This is a genomic window from Pelomicrobium sp. (assembly GCF_036803785.1).
Classification (GTDB): domain Bacteria; phylum Pseudomonadota; class Gammaproteobacteria; order Burkholderiales; family UBA6910; genus Pelomicrobium.
On record NZ_DAIRTR010000072.1, the window covers coordinates 1 to 16,215 of the forward strand.

Here is a 16,215-nt window from a genome sequence, read left to right on the forward strand (position 1 = left end):
GGGCGAAGCCGGCGAGGGCGCCGAGGGGAAGGCTTTTTTTCATGGGGCGTCTCCGTGGTTTCCGTGGCCGTGGACGGATGAGAGCTTACGCCTTTTTTCCTTCGTGAACATTCGTGCTCGTTGCGTCGCCGAATCGGCCCGTTTCAATCTTCCCACTCGAGCTCCGTGTAGACTGCGGTCACGTTGCGCGGATGGTAGAGGTCGAAGAGCCGCCACTTTCCCCGTTCCGCGTGTCCCACCGAGTCCACTGCCTGCTGAAGGGTGAGCCGACGCTGGAGAGCCCGCCGGGTCTCCTCCACCAGGGTGGCGAGATAGCGCTCTTGGGCGTCCAGGGCGGCAGGCCAGGCCACGGTCGCCGGACCATGGCCGGGCACGGCGCGCTGGACCGCAAGGCCCCGCAAGCTGGCCATCACCTGAAGCCAGCCTCGGGCGCTGCCGTCGACGGCCGGGATGCGCTCGACGAACAGCAGGTCGCCGAGCCACAGGGTGCCGGTCTGCTCGTCGAAGACTGTCAGATCCTGGTCCGTGTGGGCGGTCGGCCAGGCGCGCAACGCAAGGCGCCGCCCACCCAGGTCCAGGGTCAAGGTGTCCTGGACGAGGGTGTCCGGTGGGACGAGGGGGGTGCCTCCCGCCTCGGGGCCCAAGGCGCGCGACAGGGCGGCAAGATAGGTCCTCGCCCGGGCGGCGAGGGCCGCGGGGAGCCGGGCATGGCCGACGAAACTCGGCTTGTCTCCGGCAAAAGCGGCGTTGCCCAGGAGATGATCGGGGTGGACGTGGGTGTTGATCACGTAACAGACGGGGAGCTCCGTCCTCACGCGCACCGCTTCCCGCAGCCCCTGACCGACGGCAAGGCTGCCGCCCGTATCCACCACCGCCACGCAGCGGCGGCCCACGATAAAGCCGACGTTGGCGATGGCCCCCCGGTTGGCGGCGGAGGTCTCCTCGTGGGCGCCCGCGTAGACGAAGACCCCCGGCGCCACTTCTTCCACCGGTAGCGGCGCGGCGATTCCCCAGCCGGGCCAACAGGCGACAAGCCAGGCGAGCAGTAAGCGTTTGCCCATCGCCGCCACTTCGTTTCCTCAGTAGATCGCCTTGTCCCGGTGGCGCGCCTGGTCGAGCCCCTTGACCGTCTCCAGGCCCTTGGTGTCCTTGAGCACCGCCCGCTCCAGGTCGGCTTCGGTGAGCTCCGCTCCGGTCAGGTCGGCTCCGGTTAGATCGGCACCCGAGAGATCGGCGCGGAAGAGGTTGGCGCCCCGGAGGTTGGCACCCCGCAGGTTAGCGAAGCGCAGCAGCGCCCGGTTCACGTCCGCCCCCTCCAGGTTGGCCCCGGAGAGATTGGCGCTGGTGAAGTCGTTGCGCATCTGTCCCATAGGCTGGTTGCGGATGTCCACTCCCAGGCGGGCGTGGGCGAAGTTGACGCCGGAGAGATCCAGCCCCGCCAGATGGGCGATCACGCGGGCGCCGGAAAGATTCGCCCCCTTGAGCTTCGGCTGGCGGATGACCGGCGCGAAGAGGCTCGCCTTTTCCAGATTGGCCCCGGTCAGATCGGTGCCCATGAGCCAGGTGGCGTCCAGGTTAGCGCCGGAGAGATCGACACCCGCCAGGTTGGCGTTGACCAGCTTGGCCCCGAAGAGGTTGGCCCGGGCGAAGCGGGCGTTGCGCAAGTCCAGCCCGCTCAGGTCCTGATTCGAGAGATCTTGACCGGTAAAGTCGGCCGGTTGCTCCCGGGTCGCCCGGGCAAGCCGCTCGCGCACCTCCTCGACGCCGAGGGGGGGTGCGGCGAACGCGAGGGACAGGCAGGCGAGCGCCATCCATCCCCCGAGGAACCATCGGCCGGCCCGTCCTTGCTGCGCCGCAGCGGCGGCGCCCGGCGGGCCTCGCCGCGCTAGTCGTACTTGATATACCAGACCCGGGGATCGTCCTGGGGCGTGCCCTCCAGGGGTCCGCCTTCCTTGCCCGGTTGCCATTGCACCACTTCCTCGATTTTCTTGGCCAGGGCGAAGTCCTTGTCGGTGACGCCCCGAGCCACGTGGGTCACCAGCTTCACGATGACAAAGGCGTAGGACACCGTCAGGTCCGGGTGGTGCCAGGCGGCCTCCGCCAGGTGCCCCACGGCGTTCACCACCATCAAAGTGCCCTTCCAGCCGTGGGTGCGGTACTTCCTGCGGATCCAGCCGTCTTCGTAATACCAGTGAGGCAATTCTCGGGCCAGGCGTTCCTTGATCTCTTCCTCGGTATAGACCCGGAGGTTGGTCTTGGTCTCCATCGCTTCGACCTCATGCGTTATGGGTTTGAAGAGGCGGGCATCCGGCAGACGCTCACCCGCCTTCATCCCGGATTCGGGGCCGCCCCGCCGCCCTTGCGTCGCCCGCCGCGGGGACGGCGGGGTGTGACACAACATGTTCACGCTCGGGTTGCACAGAGTCAATTCTGACACACCGGGTAGGGTCCGGAGGTCTTCTTTAACCCTATGAAAAGCTGAGGTTGTGTTGGCGCTGTCCTGCTCCAGGGACGCTTTCTGGACTGGCATATAATGTGCTACGCGCCCAACAGGTAATGGAAGCATTACCCTTCACCTTTTCTCGGAGTGGGGAAGAAGGTGTCGCGCGCTGTGAGGGGGATGAGATTCTCAAACCCGTGATGAACGACAATGGAGGATCTGGCGATGAGAGCGAAATTCAAATGGCCGCTGGCGTTGATGGCCCTGGCGGTGCCGGGGCTGGCGGCGGCGAACGCCGAGCTGGCGAAGCTGCAGAAGGACCCCAAGCAATGGGTCATGCAGGCCGGGAACTTCTACAACTGGCGCTACAGCGAGCTCAAGCAGATCAACAAGGACAACGTCAAGAACCTGCGGGTCGCCTGGCAGTTCTCCACGGGGGTGCTGCGCGGGCACGAAGGCGGCCCCCTGGTGATCGGCGACACCCTGTACATCCACACGCCGTTTCCCAACAAGGTCTTCGCCATCAGCCTGGACGACTACACCATCAAATGGAAGTATGAGCCCAAGCAGGACCCCAGCGTGATCCCGGTCATGTGTTGCGACACGGTGAACCGGGGCCTCGCCTACGCGGAGGGTAAGATCTTCCTGCAGCAGGCGGACACCACCCTGGTGGCCTTGGATGCTAAGACCGGCAAGGAGATCTGGAAGACGGTCAACGGCAATCCCAAGATCGGCGAGACCAACACCAATGCCCCCCACGTGTTCAAGGACAAGGTCTTCACCGGGATTTCCGGCGGCGAGTTCGGCGTGCGTGGCTTCATGGCGGCGTACGACATCAACACCGGGAAGCAGGTGTGGAAGTGCTATAGCACCGGCCCGGACAACGAGATGTGCTTCGATCCGGACAAGACCATGACCTGGACCGACGGCAAGATGGCGCCGGTGGGCAAGGACTCGTCCCTGAAGACCTGGCAAGGGGACCAGTGGAAGATCGGGGGCGGTACCACCTGGGGCTGGTACAGCTATGATCCGGAGCTCAACTTGATGTATTACGGCTCGGGTAATCCCAGTACCTGGAACCCAACCCAGCGCCCCGGCGACAACAAGTGGTCGATGACCATCTTCGCCCGGGACGTGGACACCGGCAAAGCCAAATGGGTCTATCAGATGACGCCCCACGACGAGTGGGACTATGACGGCGTCAACGAGATGATCTTGGCCGACATCACGGTGAAGGGCAAGAAGCGTAAAGCGCTCGTGCACTTCGACCGCAACGGCTTCGCCTACACCATGGACCGAGCGAGCGGCGAGCTGCTGGTGGCCGAGAAGTACGACCCGAAGGTGAACTGGGCGACCCACGTGGACATGAAGACCGGCCGTCCGCAGGTGGTGGCGAAGTATGCGACCTCCAAGCACACCTCGCCGGATCGCGGGCCCGACATCAACGTGAAAGGCATCTGCCCGGCGGCCTTGGGGTCCAAGGACCAGCAGCCGGCGGCGTTCAATCCCAAGAACGGCCTCTTCTACGTGCCCACCAACCACGTGTGCATGGACTATGAGCCGTTCCAGGTGGAATACGTGGCCGGCCAGCCCTACGTGGGGGCGACCCTGTCCATGTATCCCGCGCCCAACAGCCACGGCGGTATGGGTAACTTCATCATCTGGGATGCGGACAAGGGCAAGATCGTGGCCTCCAAGCCCGAGAAGTTCTCGGTGTGGAGTGGGGCGCTGGTCACCGCTGGCGACGTGGCCTTCTACGGCACCCTCGACGGCTGGATCAAGGCCGTGGACACGAAGGACCTGAAGGAGCTGTGGAAATTCAAGACGCCCTCAGGCATTATCGGCAACGTGACCACTTGGGAGTACAAAGGCAAGCAGTACATCGGCGTGCTCTCGGGCATCGGCGGTTGGGCCGGCATCGGCCTGGCGGCGGGCCTGGAGAAGGACACCGACGGCCTGGGCGCGGTGGGCGGTTACCGGGAGCTCGCCCGCTACACTGAGCTGGGCGGCGTGCTGACTGTCTTCTCCCTGCCGTAATCGCGGAAGAAGACTAACCCTTCAAGATCGTTTTGTTCTAAGCTTCGTTACTGACATCTCGGCCGACCCCGTGTCGGGATGTCAGTAATTTTTTCTGCGTCCACTTTTTAGGAAAGGAAGATGAGAGGATCGATTGCAGTAGTGGTGGCGCTTCTGGGGGCAAGCTCGGTTCTTCATGCGGCGGGGGCCGCGCCGGCCAGCCAAAGCGAGGGCAAACCCCTTTACCGGGTGGAGGGGAACAAGGTGGATCCCGACACCCTGGCGGGATGGAAGACCTGGCGGGCGCTCGCCTGTGACCGTTGCCACGGGGCCCGGCAGGAGGGGCTGGTGGGTCCGTCCCTGATCGAAAGCCTGAAGGTGATGACCAAGGAGCAGTTCAAGGAGACCTTGCTGCACGGCCGGCCGGAGCGGGGCATGCCGGGCTTCGCCAACAGCCAGATGGTGACCAACAACCTGGACAACCTGTACGCTTATCTCAAAGGGCGCTCCGACGGCAAGATCCCGCCGGGACGGCTAGAGGAGCTCAAGTAGAACCCCTTCCCCCGAGGAAATGTGGATGAGGAACCGACTCCCGCAGGGCCTATGGATCGTCCTGGCTGCCGTGGTCTTCACGAGCCTTAATCCGGCGGTCCAGGCCCAGGAGACCGCCGCAGGAGAGCGCAAGGTGTTGCGGGTTTGCGCCGACCCCAACAACCTGCCCTTCTCCCACCGCAACCAGGAAGGCTTCGAGAACAAGATCGCCGAGCTGTTCGCTCGAGACTTGGGCTGGGGCCTCGATTACACCTGGTTTCCCCAGCGCATCGGCTTCGTGCGCAATACCCTGCGGGCACGGGATCCTGTGAGCGGCGCCTATAAGTGCGATCTCATCATGGGCGTGCCGGTGGGCTTCGAGCTGGCAGTCACCACCAAGCCGTACTACCGCTCTACCTACGCCCTGGTCTACGTCAAGGGCAAAGGCTTGGATGGGGTGAAGACGCCCGAAGATCTGCCGCGACTGGAGGCGAGCCGGCTCAAGGCACTGAAACTGGGGGTCTTCGCCCAGACGCCGCCGGTGGACTGGCTGCTGCGCCACGGTCTGATCGGCCAGGCCGTCTTCTACCAGCGCATGAGCGGCGATCCGGAGGACTATCCCGGCGAGATCATCGAGCGGGACTTGGCTTCCGGCCAGATCGACGTGGCCTTCGTGTGGGGGCCCATCGCCGGCTACTTCGCCAAACGGTTGAGCTCCCTGCAGCTCGCGGTGGTGCCGTTCGGACGGGACCCAGAGATCAGGTTCGATTACCCCATCGCCATGGGGGTTCGTTTCGGCGAACGGGAATGGAAAGCGCAAGTCGAACAACTGATCGAGCGCAACGCCGCGGGCATCCAGGCGATCCTCGAAGAGTACAATGTGCCCCGGGTGGACGACCAGGGACGGATCCTTTCCAGGAGGACCGACTGAGGCTGCGCCGTCCCGAGGCGAAGGAAAAAGACGGGCCGGGGCGGGCAATAAAAGGAGAAAGGCTTTGACGGGAATCGCCGCCCGAGCGAAGGGGAGGCGGGCTGGCGGCACGAGGTTGACACGATGCGACGTTGGAAGTGGCTCCTGGTGGTGGTCGGCGTCCTTCTCCCCTTCGCCGTCCGGGCCGAGTTCGATCCCAAGCTCTTTTTCAAGTTGATCCCGAGCGTGGTCAAGGTGGAGGCCTACAACGCCGACGGGAGCGTCAACATCGGAAGCGGGGTGATGGTGAAGGAGGGTATTGTGGCCACCAACTGCCACGTCACCCGCAAGGCCCGCTCCATCCAGGTGGGGCAGACCGGCGCCCGGTGGACCGTGCGTGCCCAGTCGCGGGACATGGACCATGACCTGTGCCTGCTCCACGTGCCCCATGCCACCGCGCCGGTGGTGACGTTCAAGCCCGACAAACCCAAGGTGGGCCAGGTAGTGATCGCCCTGGGCTACGTGGGGGGAGTGGCGCCCCAGATGAGCACGGGGGAGATCAAAGCCCTCTACGACTACGACGGAGGGACTGTCATCCAGAGCACGACCCCCTTTACCTCCGGGGCGAGCGGCGGGGGGCTGTTCGACGAGGAAGGCCGGCTCGTGGGCCTGGTGACTTTCAAGTACCGGGGCGAGCAGGCGTACCACTTCTCCCTGCCCGTGGAATGGATCTTCCGCAACCTGGATCATGCCCTGGAGAAGGTGGAGCCCTGGGTGGGCGGCCGGGCCTTCTGGGAGCGACCCCTGGAGGACCAGCCTTATTTCCTGCGGGCCGCAGCCCTGGAAGCGGGCAGTCAATGGGCGGCTCTACGGGAAGTGGCGGAGGCCTGGTCCTGGAGCGAGGCGGACAACGCCAACGCCTGGCTTGCCCTGGGCAAGGCCTTGCACCATCTGAAGCAGGACAGCCAGGCCGTCCAAGCCTACCGCCGGGCCTTGGCCCTGGACTTGGAGAGCGCCGAAACCTGGTATTACCTGGGGCTCGCCCAGGTGGCCCTGGCCGAAAGGGCGGAGGCGGATTACGCCCTTAAGGTGCTGGCGGGGTTGAACCCCCGGCTGGCGGAAAAGCTTCAGCAGTCCATGATGCTGTACTGAATCGAACGCTTGGAGCCCTCCCGGGCTTCAGCGTCCGGGAGGAGGGAAGAACCGATTTGGAACGAAGGAACCCTACCCCATGAGCCGCGTGAATGTCGTGACGTCCTTGGGCCTGGCGGTGCTCGCCGCCGGGCTCGTCTTGTCTACCGCCCAGGCGCAGGAAAAGGAGGAAAGCTATTCCAGCGCCGAGACGCTCCTTTTCCTCACCGATCATCTACAGCCCATCACCCGGCCGAACATTCTCCATTACCGCTTCAAGAAGGAAGGAACCTTGGAGGCCGGATTTCAGGACCAGGTGGACGTGTTCGTCGAGCGGGTCCAGCCGGACGGCAGCAAGTTCGTCTCCGCTCAGTTCCTCACGGGGGAGCGGGAGAAGAGCTTCCCCCCGGTGGAAAACGCCCGCGGCAACCCGGTGCTCATGTACTTCCTCAACCGGGACATCCTGGAGATGCAGCGCCTGACGGGGGGTAGCTGGCGTTATTTCAAGCGACTGATCAGCCAAGCCTTCGCCGAGAGCGCCGAGGTGCGCCCGGTCAAGCTGTCCTTCGGCGGCGAGGAGCTGGCTGGCACCGAGGTGAAGGTCACCCCCTACGCAGCCGACCCGAAGAAGGAACGCTATCAGCGCTTTGCCGGCAAGGTGTACGTCTTCGTGCTGGCGCCCAAGTTGCCGGGGGGCATCTATCAGATCCGCACGGTTGTCCCCGGAGAAGCCGGAGGCAGTAGCAAGCCCCTAATCGAAGAGACCATGACCTTTAGCGGGGCGGAAGCCCTGGTCAAGCGCTCCTCCAGCCCCTGACCGTTTCAGGCCCGGATCAGGATTTCTCCCAGACCGCCCACCGCCCGGTCGCCCACGTAGCGGCGCACCCGAGGCGGTGCGGCGAGCGTTCCGAACGCCCCCGGCAATCCCCGCCAGGCGCCGACGAGCAGGGGCAGGAAGGGGAGCGCGAACGTCCCGCTCTCGTTGAAGGTGGGCAGAAGGGGCGGGGGCGTCTCGAGGAGCAGGGTTCCGCGCCGCATGGCGAAGCCCGCGCCTTCCCCTACCCGTCCCAGGACGGCCACGGTGCCGGCGATCATGCGGGAGGCGCAGTAGCGGCCCGCATTTCCCTCGATCAGCACCTGGCCGCGTCGCAGGCGGTCCGCGACCCGGTCCCCCGCGCTGCCCCGCACCACGATCGTGCCTCCCCGCATACCGTGAGGCTCCCCGGGCAGGGCAGCCGCGAGGAAATCCCCGACATCACCGTGGATGTGGATGAGCCCCCCCGCCATGCGGCTCGCGCAGTAGGCGCCAGCGCCGCCCCGCACCTCGATCACGCCGCCCTGGAGGTCGAGGCCCAGATAGGCGCCCGCGTTCCCCTCCACGAGGAGGAGGCCGCTGCCCATGCCCTGACCGATACGGTCCAGCCGCTCGCAGCTTCCCCGGATGACCAGCGTGCCCGGGTCGGTCCCGCTCACCTGGAACAGCTCTGCCACCCGCAGCCGGCGGTTGCCGCTCACCAGTTCCAGGGCCGCGATCTGCGCCAGGGATTTTCCGGCAAGGCGCTCCGGCGTGAGAGGGGAGAGGTCTACCCGCTGCTGCGGAGTCTCCCGCAAGGTAAAGGTGAGGGCGCTCACGCCAGGATCTCCCGGAGGTGGAAGTGGAATGGACCCAGCTTGCCGCCGTAGTTGCCGGCGCTCAGGCGCCGCACGCCGGCACCGGCGCCGAGCTCACACACCGCCCGCAGGCCCGCGCCCAGGGCAGAGCGCACATCCGCTTCCGTCAATCCGTCCACCACGATCTCCAGCACCGCCTCGATGTCCGGGGTGAGGGCCGTGGCCACGAGCCCCCGCAGGGTCGGGCAGTAGGCGTCGTTGGTGGAGGCGGGCAGAGCCTTGTACTTGGAGCCCACCTTGGAGCCCGAACGTACCACACCGCCCGGGAAGGGCAGGATGACGTTGGGAACGCGTTGCATGGCCGCCACCGCTGCTTCGGCCGCCTGCAGGGCCGCCGCCCGGCGGGCGGCCAGGATCAGGAAGTTGCCCCCACCCACGGCCTTGACCATGCCGCTCGACTCTTCGCACAGGAACTCCCCGTCCATCACCGGGACGCGCCAATAGCGCCGCCCGCCGATCAACTTGGAGAGCTGGAACCCATCGCCGAAATAGCGCAGGTTCTTGCCCAGCGGGATGGGCTCGCCCCCTTCGATGCCGGAGAAGGCGGCGGTGGTGGGGCAGGTGAGGACGCACTGGCCGACACGACGCTCGAGCTGCTTGGCCAACTCCTTGCTCGAGACGGAAAAGAGCAGGATCGCCACCCCAGGCCGCCCGTCGGGAGTCTCGTGGGGGGCGAGCTCCCGCTCGATGCCCGCCTCACAGCCGCAGGCGATCACGGAGGTGGCGAATCCGGTGGCCGATCGGGCCGCGTGCCAGGCCCAGGCCAGGGTGTCGGCGGTGATGACCACCCGAGTCGCCCGCATGGGGAAAGCCTCCGCGAAGGTGTCGTCGATGAGGATGCCGTTCACCTTCACGCCGGTCACCTCCTGAGGCAGGGATGGACCACCGGCTCGCCGCTCAATTCCCGGATTTCCTCGTCGCTGATTTTGAAGCGCTCCATGCTCAGCGTCTGGTAGCGATGGAAATAGGGTTCGAGCACCTTCTCGATGCCCCGGTCGAAGGCCGGACGCACCACGTGCACCCGCCCGGGGGTGACGTGGACGATGCGCCCTTCCCGTGCGACCAGCGTGCCGTCCTTAAACACGTAGTCCGGGGCGGAGAACATGCGCTCCCGGTCGGGATGGTCGGTATAGACCACGATGTCGGCAGCGGCCCCCGGACCCAAGTGGCCCCGGTCGACGAGGCCCAGGATGCGGGCCGGCGCTGCCCGGGTCATGATGGCGATTTCATACAGGGAGTACTCCCGCTCGATGGCGCCCACCGTGCTCATGGCGACGGCGTCTGGATGGAGGGTGGCCAGCATGTCCCGGCGGAAAGAACGGTCCATGAGCAGCCGGATGAGATGGGGGTAGCTAGTAAAGGGCGCCCCGTTCGGATGATCGGTGGTGAGGAAGACCCGCCAAGGGTCCTTCACCAACAGGAAGATCTCCAGGCCGATGGCCCATTGCAGGGCGTTCACGAAATTCTTGTCCCGGTAGCGGAAGGGCACCACCCCGCAGCCCGCCTCGCACTCGATGTCCATGGCCATCCACTTTTTCGGGTGGGCGTGGCCGCTGTTTTTGTGCTGGGTCATGGTGTCACCGGAGCAGGTCACCGTCTGGCCGAACATGATCTGGCCCACATCCACCGTGACGTTGGGGTGGGCATTGACCGCCTCCGCGATGCGCCCGGCCGCGGAGGAGAATTTGCGATCGCCTTCCGTTCCGTAGCTGTGGAACTGGACGTGGGTTAGATGTAGGGGCAGCCCCTCTGCCGCCGCGAGGGTGGCGAGGGTGGTCTCCACGTTGCCTGGCACTCCCAGGTTGGAGGCATGCACGTGGAGGGGATGGGGCACCCCCAGCTCGTGCACCGCCCGCACCAGGGCCTGCAACACCTGGCGCGGGGTGACCCCATAGTGGGCGTGGGGCTCGTCCAGGTCGAGACTCCTCTGGTTGAACTTAAACGCGCTGATGCCCCCGGGATTGACCACCTTGATGCCGAGGCACTGGGTGGCGTGCAGGATCCAGGCAACGTAGTCGTTGATCAGGCGTTGGTCCTCGCCTTCTTTAAGGAGGCGTAGGAGGAAATCGTCGTTGCCCAGCATGGCGTAGCCGCCCCGGTCCACGATGGGGGTATCGCCCATTTCCAGGTGGGCCTGACGGGCGTTCACCGGCACGATGGCGGGCTCGAAGCAGGCGGTGTAGCCCATTTCCACGTAGCGGTAGCCCGTGGCCCACGTGGACGGGGTCGCATGGCCGCTGCCGGAGCGGGTGAAAGCGGTGCGGTAGCGGCGTTCGTGGCGGTGATCCTCCGGCAGCATGGCCCGGGCGATGTTCACCTTGCCGCCGCCGATGTGGGTGTGCAGGTCGATGGCGCCCGCCATCACGATCTTGCCCGCGAGATCGTAAATCTCGTCCACCGGCGTCCCGGGATCGGGGGCCGGGACGATACGCCCGTCGCAGACGTAAATGTCCCGGATCTCCCCGTTGACCCCATGGGCGGGATCGTACACCTTGCCACCGGCGAGCTTGATGAGCATCGGTTGCCCTCGAGAGGACTGTCAGGCGTCGTAGGCCTCCAGGATGGCGCAGACCGCCTGGGCCACGCTCGGCAGGCGGCTCGAGCGCAGGGGGTCGAGCCGCACCACCACCGCTTTGTCGGCGCGAAACAGGTGGGCAGGATGGTCCACACCCGGCCTTCCCACCGGGATGAAGACCTCAGGCTCCCGGGGCGGGACGAGGCTGTCCGCGCCGAGCACTACCATGGGGACGTCGGTTCCGGGTGGGGGCCGGTCGCTCAAGCTGGAGATCCACACCAGGGCGTCCGCCTCCCCGCGCGCGAGCAGCCCTGCCGCGGCGTAGTGGTAGGGATCGTACTCGGGGTGGCCGGCGCCCAGACTCGTGCGCAAAGGAAATCCTGTCTGCCACACGTGCACTTCGTTGGCCGTGAGATCGCCGTCGCTTCCCGCCAGGGGCAGCCCGCAGAAGCGGGTTTCCCGGTTGAGCTCCTTGATGAGTTCGCAAAGCGACTGCACCGTGAGCTCGGCATGGGGGAAGTTCAACTCGGCGGCGCTCCACACGGCCACCCCGTAGCGGGCGCGACCCAGCCGGTCGGCCAGGGCGCGAAGCGTCTCTAAAGGTACGCCGCCCGCTTCCTGGGCATCCAGAGGGCGGCCCGCCACCAGGCACCGCAAGGCGCCGATCACCTCGATCAGCCTCTGCCGGGAGCAAGGGACCACCCAGGGAGGACGTCCGTCCGGAGAAGTTCCCGGGGACGGATCGGCCACCTCCCCCAGGTACACCACCTCGGGCCATGCCCCATTGCGGCGAAACAGGCTGTCGCCGGTCCATACCACGCGCTCGAAGAAGCGGGGATAGCGGCTCGCCACCTCGCCCCCCACGATCAGCACCAAATCGGCGCGGTTCTTCACCTCACTCAAGGTGGTGGACATGAGACCTGCCTCCTGCAGGGGACGCACGTTGCGCATCAGGGCCTCGCCGTTCATGTGATCCAGCACCGCCCCGCAGCGATCGGCCAGCTCCAATACGCGGCGCATGCCGGCCACGTCCGTTCCCAGGCCGGCAAAGAGGGGCTGGCGGGCGTCCTGGAGGAGACGGGCCGCCGCGGCGGCCGCCTCCTGGAGGCTTGCCGCCCGGCCCGCGATCCGGGGTGCCGCCTGTAGAGCCGGAAGGCCGGCGAAGGCCCTCTCGCTCAGGGAGCAGCCGCGGGCGAGAACCGCCAGTCGCTCTCCGTTGGCGGAGATGCGCACGTCGTCGCACAGCAGTCCGCAGAACGGGCAGGCTGCGGCGTCATGGACTATGGGGCTCATGAACGGCGGAGCCGGGGCTTAATCGGGGCGGAAATCATTGGGTGGGCCAGACAACCCATGGCCTCTGGCGGTCGGGAAATGATGCACGGAGCGTGCCAGCAGGGTAAGAGCGGCCCAGGCCGCACTCCCCTCCTTATAAAAGCGAAACGGGCGTCGATCAAGGCAAACACGGCCGCACCCTGGTTTCTGTGAAATCTTCAAGGGGATGCCCTGTGACAAAATGCTCCGCTCGCGTCGCAAGCTTTCGGCGCTCGCCATCGAGGAGGCTTGATGCAGCGGAGCGGGAGGCAGTGGCATGATAGTTGCTGCACCCGTGAATCCGAATGCGAGGCTCCTGCTGACTGCCCTTAGAATAAAAAAGATGTTTCCCTCGATAAATCGCCGCCGCGTGGTCGTGGTGGAAGCGCCTTGTCGCTTGCACTTCGGCTTCATGGACCTGAGTGAGACGGCAGAGCGCTGTTACGGCAGCCTGGGGCTCACCCTGGAGGGGCTCGCCACGCGCCTGCGGGCCGAGCCGGCCGACGATTTGAGCGCCTCGGGCCCTCAGGGCGAGCGAGCCCTCGGCAGCCTGCGGCTGTTGGCGCAGCAACTGCCCCTTCCGGGCGGAGTGCAGCTGACCGTGGAGACGGCGATTCCGGAGCACGTGGGCCTGGGCTCGGGAACCCAGCTGGCCCTGGCGGTGGGAACCGCGGTGGCCCGTTTGTATGATCTGGACCTTTCGCCGCGGGAGATCGCGCGCCTGCTGGATCGGGGCGCGCGCTCCGGGATCGGCGTGGGCGCCTTCGAGCAGGGCGGTTTCATCGTGGATGGCGGCCGCCGGGGCGAGGCTCCGCCTCCGGTGGTGAGCCGCGTCCCTTTTCCCGAGGCGTGGCGGGTGATCCTGATTTTCGATCGGGGTGCCCGCGGCCTGCACGGTCCCGAAGAGGTAGAGGCCTTCCGCCGGCTTCCTCCATTTTCCGAGGAGGCGGCGGGCCGGCTGTGTCGTTTGGTGCTGCTCAAGGCCCTGCCCGCCCTGATAGAGGCGGACGTGGCGAGCTTCGGCGCGGCGGTAAGCGAGCTGCAGCGGGTAGTGGGGGATCATTTTGCCCCGGCCCAAGGTGGGCGCTTCGCGAGCCCCCGGGTGGCCCAGGCGCTCGCTTGGCTGGAGGCTCAGGGGGTGGCCGGGGTTGGCCAAAGCTCCTGGGGCCCCACCGGGTTCGCGGTGGTGGGTACCGAAGTCGAGGCGCTCGCCCTGGTGCGGGCGCTCGAAGTACGCTGGGGCGACGGTGGCCCCCTTTCCTTCCGGGTGTGCCGCGCCCGCAACCAAGGGGCCGCCTGGAGCGTGGAAGAGGCACAACGGCCCGGCCTGCAGACGGCGTTGCGCATGGCGCGCCGTTGACCCAAACGATCGAATTTATCCCATGGAAAGGCCTTACATCCTTCACATCTTCACCCCGACTCGCCAGGCGAGCCCCTTCGACGTCAATATGGCACTCGATGCGGGCTACACCGCCGTGGTGCCCTATACCGACGTCATGCTGGATCAGGTGGCCTCGCTCACTCAGGATGCCATCTTCTCCCGTGGCCCCAAGGGCGTGAAGCGCACTGGTATTTTCATCGGCGGCCGGGACATCGGGCTCGCCGCCGACATGCTGGATGCGGCGAAGAACGCCATGGTGCCGCCCTTCGAGGTGTCGGTATTTGCCGACCCGAGTGGGGCGTTCACCACCGCCGCGGCCATGGTGGCAGCGGTGGAGCGCCAGCTCAGGAAAGTCCACCAGAGCGATTTCGCTGGCCGCCAGGTGCTGATCCTGGGGGGCACCGGTCCCGTGGGCACCGCCGCGGCGGTGCTGACTGCCGCAGCGGGGGCGAAGGTGAGGATCGCCAGCCACACCAGCCTGGAGCGGGCGCGCATGACCGCCCAGGTGGCCAACGCCCGCTATGGCGTGAGCACCGAGGCGGTGGGGGCCACCTCCGCGGCGGAGCGGGCCGATCTCATCGCCGAGACGGAGATTCTCCTGGCCACTGCCAAGGCCGGAGTGCAGGTGGCGAGCAAGAAGGAGCTGGCCCGCGCGGGGAAGCTGCTGGTGGCGGCAGACGTGAACGCTGTACCGCCGGCGGGCATCGAGGGCGTCGGCGTCATGGACGATGGCGCCCCGCTGGAAGCGGCCTCGGGCAAAGCTGTGGGCATCGGGGCGCTCGCCATCGGCAACATCAAATACCAGGTCCAGCGGGGCCTGTTCGAGGAAATGCTCAAGGGTGAGAAAGCGCTCTACCTGGACTTCCGGGACGCTTTCGCCGCCGCGCGCCGCTATGCGGCCTGAGGTACCTTTCCTGATCGCGGCCGTCTCTGGCCGCGCTTTGGCGGCCTCGGCCCGACGAGCGGGCCATGGCGTGGTGGTGCTCGATTTCTTCAACGATCTGGATACCCGGGCTTGGGCCCTGCGTTCCCGGGCGTGCGCCGGCCCGAGCGGGTTCGACGCCCGGCGGCTGCTGCGGGCGGCCGAGCTCCTGTGTCCGCCTGAGGCCTGCGCGGGCCTCGTGTACGGAGCCGGGTTCGAAGGCCGGCTTGGGCTTCTCGCCCGGCTTGCCCGGGAGCGCCGCCTCTACGGCAACACGCCCGAAACCCTGGCCCTCGTCAAGGATCCCGGCCGGTTCTTTCCCCTTCTGAAGCGCCTCGGAATCGCATATCCGCAGACCCGTTTGAGACGGCCGCCGACGCTGGAGGGGTGGTTGCGCAAGCGGGTGGGAGGCGCAGGCGGTGGGCACGTGGCACCTGCCGCGGACAAGGCCCGCCCCGGCCGGGGACGCACCTATTACCAGCGCTGGGTTGCCGGCCGCAGCTGCTCTGCCCTGTTCCTCGCTAATGGCCGGGAGGCCCGCCTCGTGGGATTGAGCGAGCAGCGTACGGCCGATGGGCTCTGCGCGCCTTATCTCTATGGAGGGGCGGTCAGTCATGCCCGGCTTGCCCCCCGGATTCGGGAGGAGGTGGAATCCCTCCTGGCGCGACTGGTGCCCGAAACCGGACTGCGGGGCCTGAACGGCCTCGACTTCCTGGTGGATCCCCTGGGACAGATTCAGGTGCTGGAAGTGAACCCGCGGCCGCCCGCCACCCTGGATCTGTACGACGCCGATTGCCGGGACAGCCTGTTCGACTGGCACTTGCGGGCCTGCCGGGGAGAATTGCCCCGGGATCCCCTGGTGGACCGGGCCCAAAGCAGTCGGGCCCATGCCATCGTGTACGCCTACACGCCCCTACGCATTCCGACCCGGTGGCGCTGGCCGGTGTGGTGTAGCGATCTGCCCCCCGGGGGTCTGCATGTGCCTCCGGGGGCGCCGGTGTGCACCGTGCATTCCCGGGGTGCGACCCCCAGCGCCGCCTGGCGGCTCGCTGCCCGACGAAAGGACCAGATCGTGGCCGCCCTGGGGGCGGTGGCGGCCTGAGGGGGACGAAGCGCGTGGCCCCCGCAACGGAAAAAGCCGATGGGAGAGCGGATTGAATAGCGAAAAGCGTCGGGCGCCATCCCTGGACGGGCTCCCCAGCGTGAACGCCCTGGCGGCCCCGCTGGTCTCGGCCTTGATCGCCGAGGCGGCGGCCCTGCGCATCGGCGTCGAGCGGCTGGCGAACGGAGTGACCCTGGTGGATGCCGGGATCGAGCAGCGCGGAGGGCTCGAGGCCGGGCGGCGCATCGCCGAGATCTGCATGGGGGGGCTCGGGCAGGTGAACCT

Annotated in this window: 16 protein-coding genes; 9 read left to right on the forward strand and 7 right to left on the reverse strand. The window is 66.8% G+C overall.

Going from position 1 to position 16,215, the window contains the following annotated elements:
* Positions 1-143: 143 nt before the first annotated feature.
* The 3 genes from V7Q81_RS09640 to V7Q81_RS09650 form a co-directional block, all read right to left on the reverse strand.
* Positions 144-1,061 carry a quinoprotein relay system zinc metallohydrolase 2 gene (locus tag V7Q81_RS09640; protein ID WP_333842543.1) on the reverse strand — a complete coding sequence of 306 codons (918 nt, stop codon included), beginning with the start codon at positions 1,059-1,061 and terminating at the stop codon, positions 144-146.
* A gap of 18 nt (positions 1,062-1,079) precedes the next feature.
* The gene (locus tag V7Q81_RS09645; RefSeq protein WP_333842545.1) at positions 1,080-1,811 is read right to left on the reverse strand and encodes a pentapeptide repeat-containing protein; all 732 of its coding nucleotides are present in this window, start codon (positions 1,809-1,811) and stop codon (positions 1,080-1,082) included.
* A 74-nt stretch (positions 1,812-1,885) separates the two neighbouring features.
* Positions 1,886-2,266, reverse strand: a complete 381-nt coding sequence (locus tag V7Q81_RS09650) for a 4a-hydroxytetrahydrobiopterin dehydratase (RefSeq protein WP_333842547.1) — start codon at positions 2,264-2,266, stop codon at positions 1,886-1,888.
* A 399-nt stretch (positions 2,267-2,665) separates the two neighbouring features.
* Between V7Q81_RS09650 and V7Q81_RS09655 the strand changes: the two genes are divergently transcribed.
* The 5 genes from V7Q81_RS09655 to V7Q81_RS09675 all read left to right on the forward strand — a co-directional run bounded on the left by V7Q81_RS09655 (position 2,666) and on the right by V7Q81_RS09675 (position 7,845).
* Positions 2,666-4,477 carry a methanol/ethanol family PQQ-dependent dehydrogenase gene (locus tag V7Q81_RS09655; RefSeq protein ID WP_333842549.1) on the forward strand — a complete coding sequence of 604 codons (1,812 nt, stop codon included), beginning with the start codon at positions 2,666-2,668 and terminating at the stop codon, positions 4,475-4,477.
* A gap of 120 nt (positions 4,478-4,597) precedes the next feature.
* Complete coding sequence (locus V7Q81_RS09660; protein ID WP_333842552.1) at positions 4,598-5,008, forward strand: c-type cytochrome; 411 nt, start codon at positions 4,598-4,600, stop codon at positions 5,006-5,008.
* A 25-nt stretch (positions 5,009-5,033) separates the two neighbouring features.
* Positions 5,034-5,918 carry a substrate-binding domain-containing protein gene (locus V7Q81_RS09665; RefSeq protein WP_333842554.1) on the forward strand — a complete coding sequence of 295 codons (885 nt, stop codon included), beginning with the start codon at positions 5,034-5,036 and terminating at the stop codon, positions 5,916-5,918.
* 123 nt (positions 5,919-6,041) lie between these two features.
* On the forward strand, positions 6,042-7,049 hold the full coding sequence (locus V7Q81_RS09670; protein ID WP_333842557.1) for a S1 family peptidase: 1,008 nt from the start codon (positions 6,042-6,044) through the stop codon (positions 7,047-7,049).
* 79 nt (positions 7,050-7,128) lie between these two features.
* Positions 7,129-7,845: a hypothetical protein gene (locus V7Q81_RS09675; RefSeq protein ID WP_333842559.1), complete on the forward strand. Its 717-nt coding sequence runs from the start codon at positions 7,129-7,131 to the stop codon at positions 7,843-7,845.
* A 5-nt stretch (positions 7,846-7,850) separates the two neighbouring features.
* On the opposite strand, the gene V7Q81_RS09680 is transcribed toward V7Q81_RS09675, so the two are convergent.
* From V7Q81_RS09680 to V7Q81_RS09695, 4 genes are read right to left on the reverse strand one after another with little or no spacing between them, the layout of a single operon-like run.
* On the reverse strand, positions 7,851-8,660 hold the full coding sequence (locus tag V7Q81_RS09680; protein WP_333842561.1) for a formylmethanofuran dehydrogenase subunit C: 810 nt from the start codon (positions 8,658-8,660) through the stop codon (positions 7,851-7,853).
* Positions 8,657-9,553, reverse strand: coding sequence for a formylmethanofuran--tetrahydromethanopterin N-formyltransferase (fhcD, locus tag V7Q81_RS09685; RefSeq protein ID WP_333842564.1), 897 nt, complete (start codon positions 9,551-9,553; stop codon positions 8,657-8,659). The genes V7Q81_RS09680 and fhcD overlap by 4 nt, the downstream gene beginning before the upstream one ends.
* A gap of 5 nt (positions 9,554-9,558) precedes the next feature.
* Positions 9,559-11,217, reverse strand: a complete 1,659-nt coding sequence (locus V7Q81_RS09690; RefSeq protein ID WP_333842566.1) for a formylmethanofuran dehydrogenase subunit A — start codon at positions 11,215-11,217, stop codon at positions 9,559-9,561.
* A 21-nt stretch (positions 11,218-11,238) separates the two neighbouring features.
* Entirely contained in the window at positions 11,239-12,507 is a 1,269-nt protein-coding gene (locus V7Q81_RS09695; RefSeq protein WP_333842569.1) for a formylmethanofuran dehydrogenase subunit B, read from the reverse strand.
* Positions 12,508-12,868: 361 nt separating this feature from the next.
* Here V7Q81_RS09695 and V7Q81_RS09700 point away from each other — a divergent pair, with 361 nt between their 5' ends.
* From V7Q81_RS09700 to V7Q81_RS09715, 4 genes are all read left to right on the forward strand, one after another.
* Complete coding sequence (locus V7Q81_RS09700; protein WP_333842571.1) at positions 12,869-13,885, forward strand: beta-ribofuranosylaminobenzene 5'-phosphate synthase family protein; 1,017 nt, start codon at positions 12,869-12,871, stop codon at positions 13,883-13,885.
* Between the two features lie 22 nt (positions 13,886-13,907).
* Positions 13,908-14,810 carry an NAD(P)-dependent methylenetetrahydromethanopterin dehydrogenase gene (locus V7Q81_RS09705; protein WP_333842573.1) on the forward strand — a complete coding sequence of 301 codons (903 nt, stop codon included), beginning with the start codon at positions 13,908-13,910 and terminating at the stop codon, positions 14,808-14,810.
* Positions 14,800-15,930 carry an ATP-grasp domain-containing protein gene (locus V7Q81_RS09710; RefSeq protein WP_333842575.1) on the forward strand — a complete coding sequence of 377 codons (1,131 nt, stop codon included), beginning with the start codon at positions 14,800-14,802 and terminating at the stop codon, positions 15,928-15,930. Before V7Q81_RS09705 ends, V7Q81_RS09710 begins: the two co-directional genes overlap by 11 nt.
* Before the next feature lie 52 nt (positions 15,931-15,982).
* The coding region (locus V7Q81_RS09715; RefSeq protein WP_333842577.1) for a methenyltetrahydromethanopterin cyclohydrolase at positions 15,983-16,215 on the forward strand (233 nt) is incomplete at its 3' end.

Coding starts and splice junctions, on each gene's coding strand:
- V7Q81_RS09670 (WP_333842557.1), top strand. CDS start 6,042: ATGCGACGTTGGAAGTGGCTCCTGGTGGTGGTCGGCGTCCTTCTCCCC.
- V7Q81_RS09700 (WP_333842571.1), top strand. CDS start 12,869: ATGTTTCCCTCGATAAATCGCCGCCGCGTGGTCGTGGTGGAAGCGCCT.
- V7Q81_RS09665 (WP_333842554.1), top strand. CDS start 5,034: ATGAGGAACCGACTCCCGCAGGGCCTATGGATCGTCCTGGCTGCCGTG.
- V7Q81_RS09690 (WP_333842566.1), bottom strand. CDS start 11,217: ATGCTCATCAAGCTCGCCGGTGGCAAGGTGTACGATCCCGCCCATGGG.
- V7Q81_RS09650 (WP_333842547.1), bottom strand. CDS start 2,266: ATGGAGACCAAGACCAACCTCCGGGTCTATACCGAGGAAGAGATCAAG.
- V7Q81_RS09645 (WP_333842545.1), bottom strand. CDS start 1,811: ATGGCGCTCGCCTGCCTGTCCCTCGCGTTCGCCGCACCCCCCCTCGGC.
- V7Q81_RS09710 (WP_333842575.1), top strand. CDS start 14,800: ATGCGGCCTGAGGTACCTTTCCTGATCGCGGCCGTCTCTGGCCGCGCT.
- V7Q81_RS09695 (WP_333842569.1), bottom strand. CDS start 12,507: ATGAGCCCCATAGTCCATGACGCCGCAGCCTGCCCGTTCTGCGGACTG.
- V7Q81_RS09660 (WP_333842552.1), top strand. CDS start 4,598: ATGAGAGGATCGATTGCAGTAGTGGTGGCGCTTCTGGGGGCAAGCTCG.
- V7Q81_RS09640 (WP_333842543.1), bottom strand. CDS start 1,061: ATGGGCAAACGCTTACTGCTCGCCTGGCTTGTCGCCTGTTGGCCCGGC.
- V7Q81_RS09675 (WP_333842559.1), top strand. CDS start 7,129: ATGAGCCGCGTGAATGTCGTGACGTCCTTGGGCCTGGCGGTGCTCGCC.
- V7Q81_RS09655 (WP_333842549.1), top strand. CDS start 2,666: ATGAGAGCGAAATTCAAATGGCCGCTGGCGTTGATGGCCCTGGCGGTG.
- V7Q81_RS09705 (WP_333842573.1), top strand. CDS start 13,908: ATGGAAAGGCCTTACATCCTTCACATCTTCACCCCGACTCGCCAGGCG.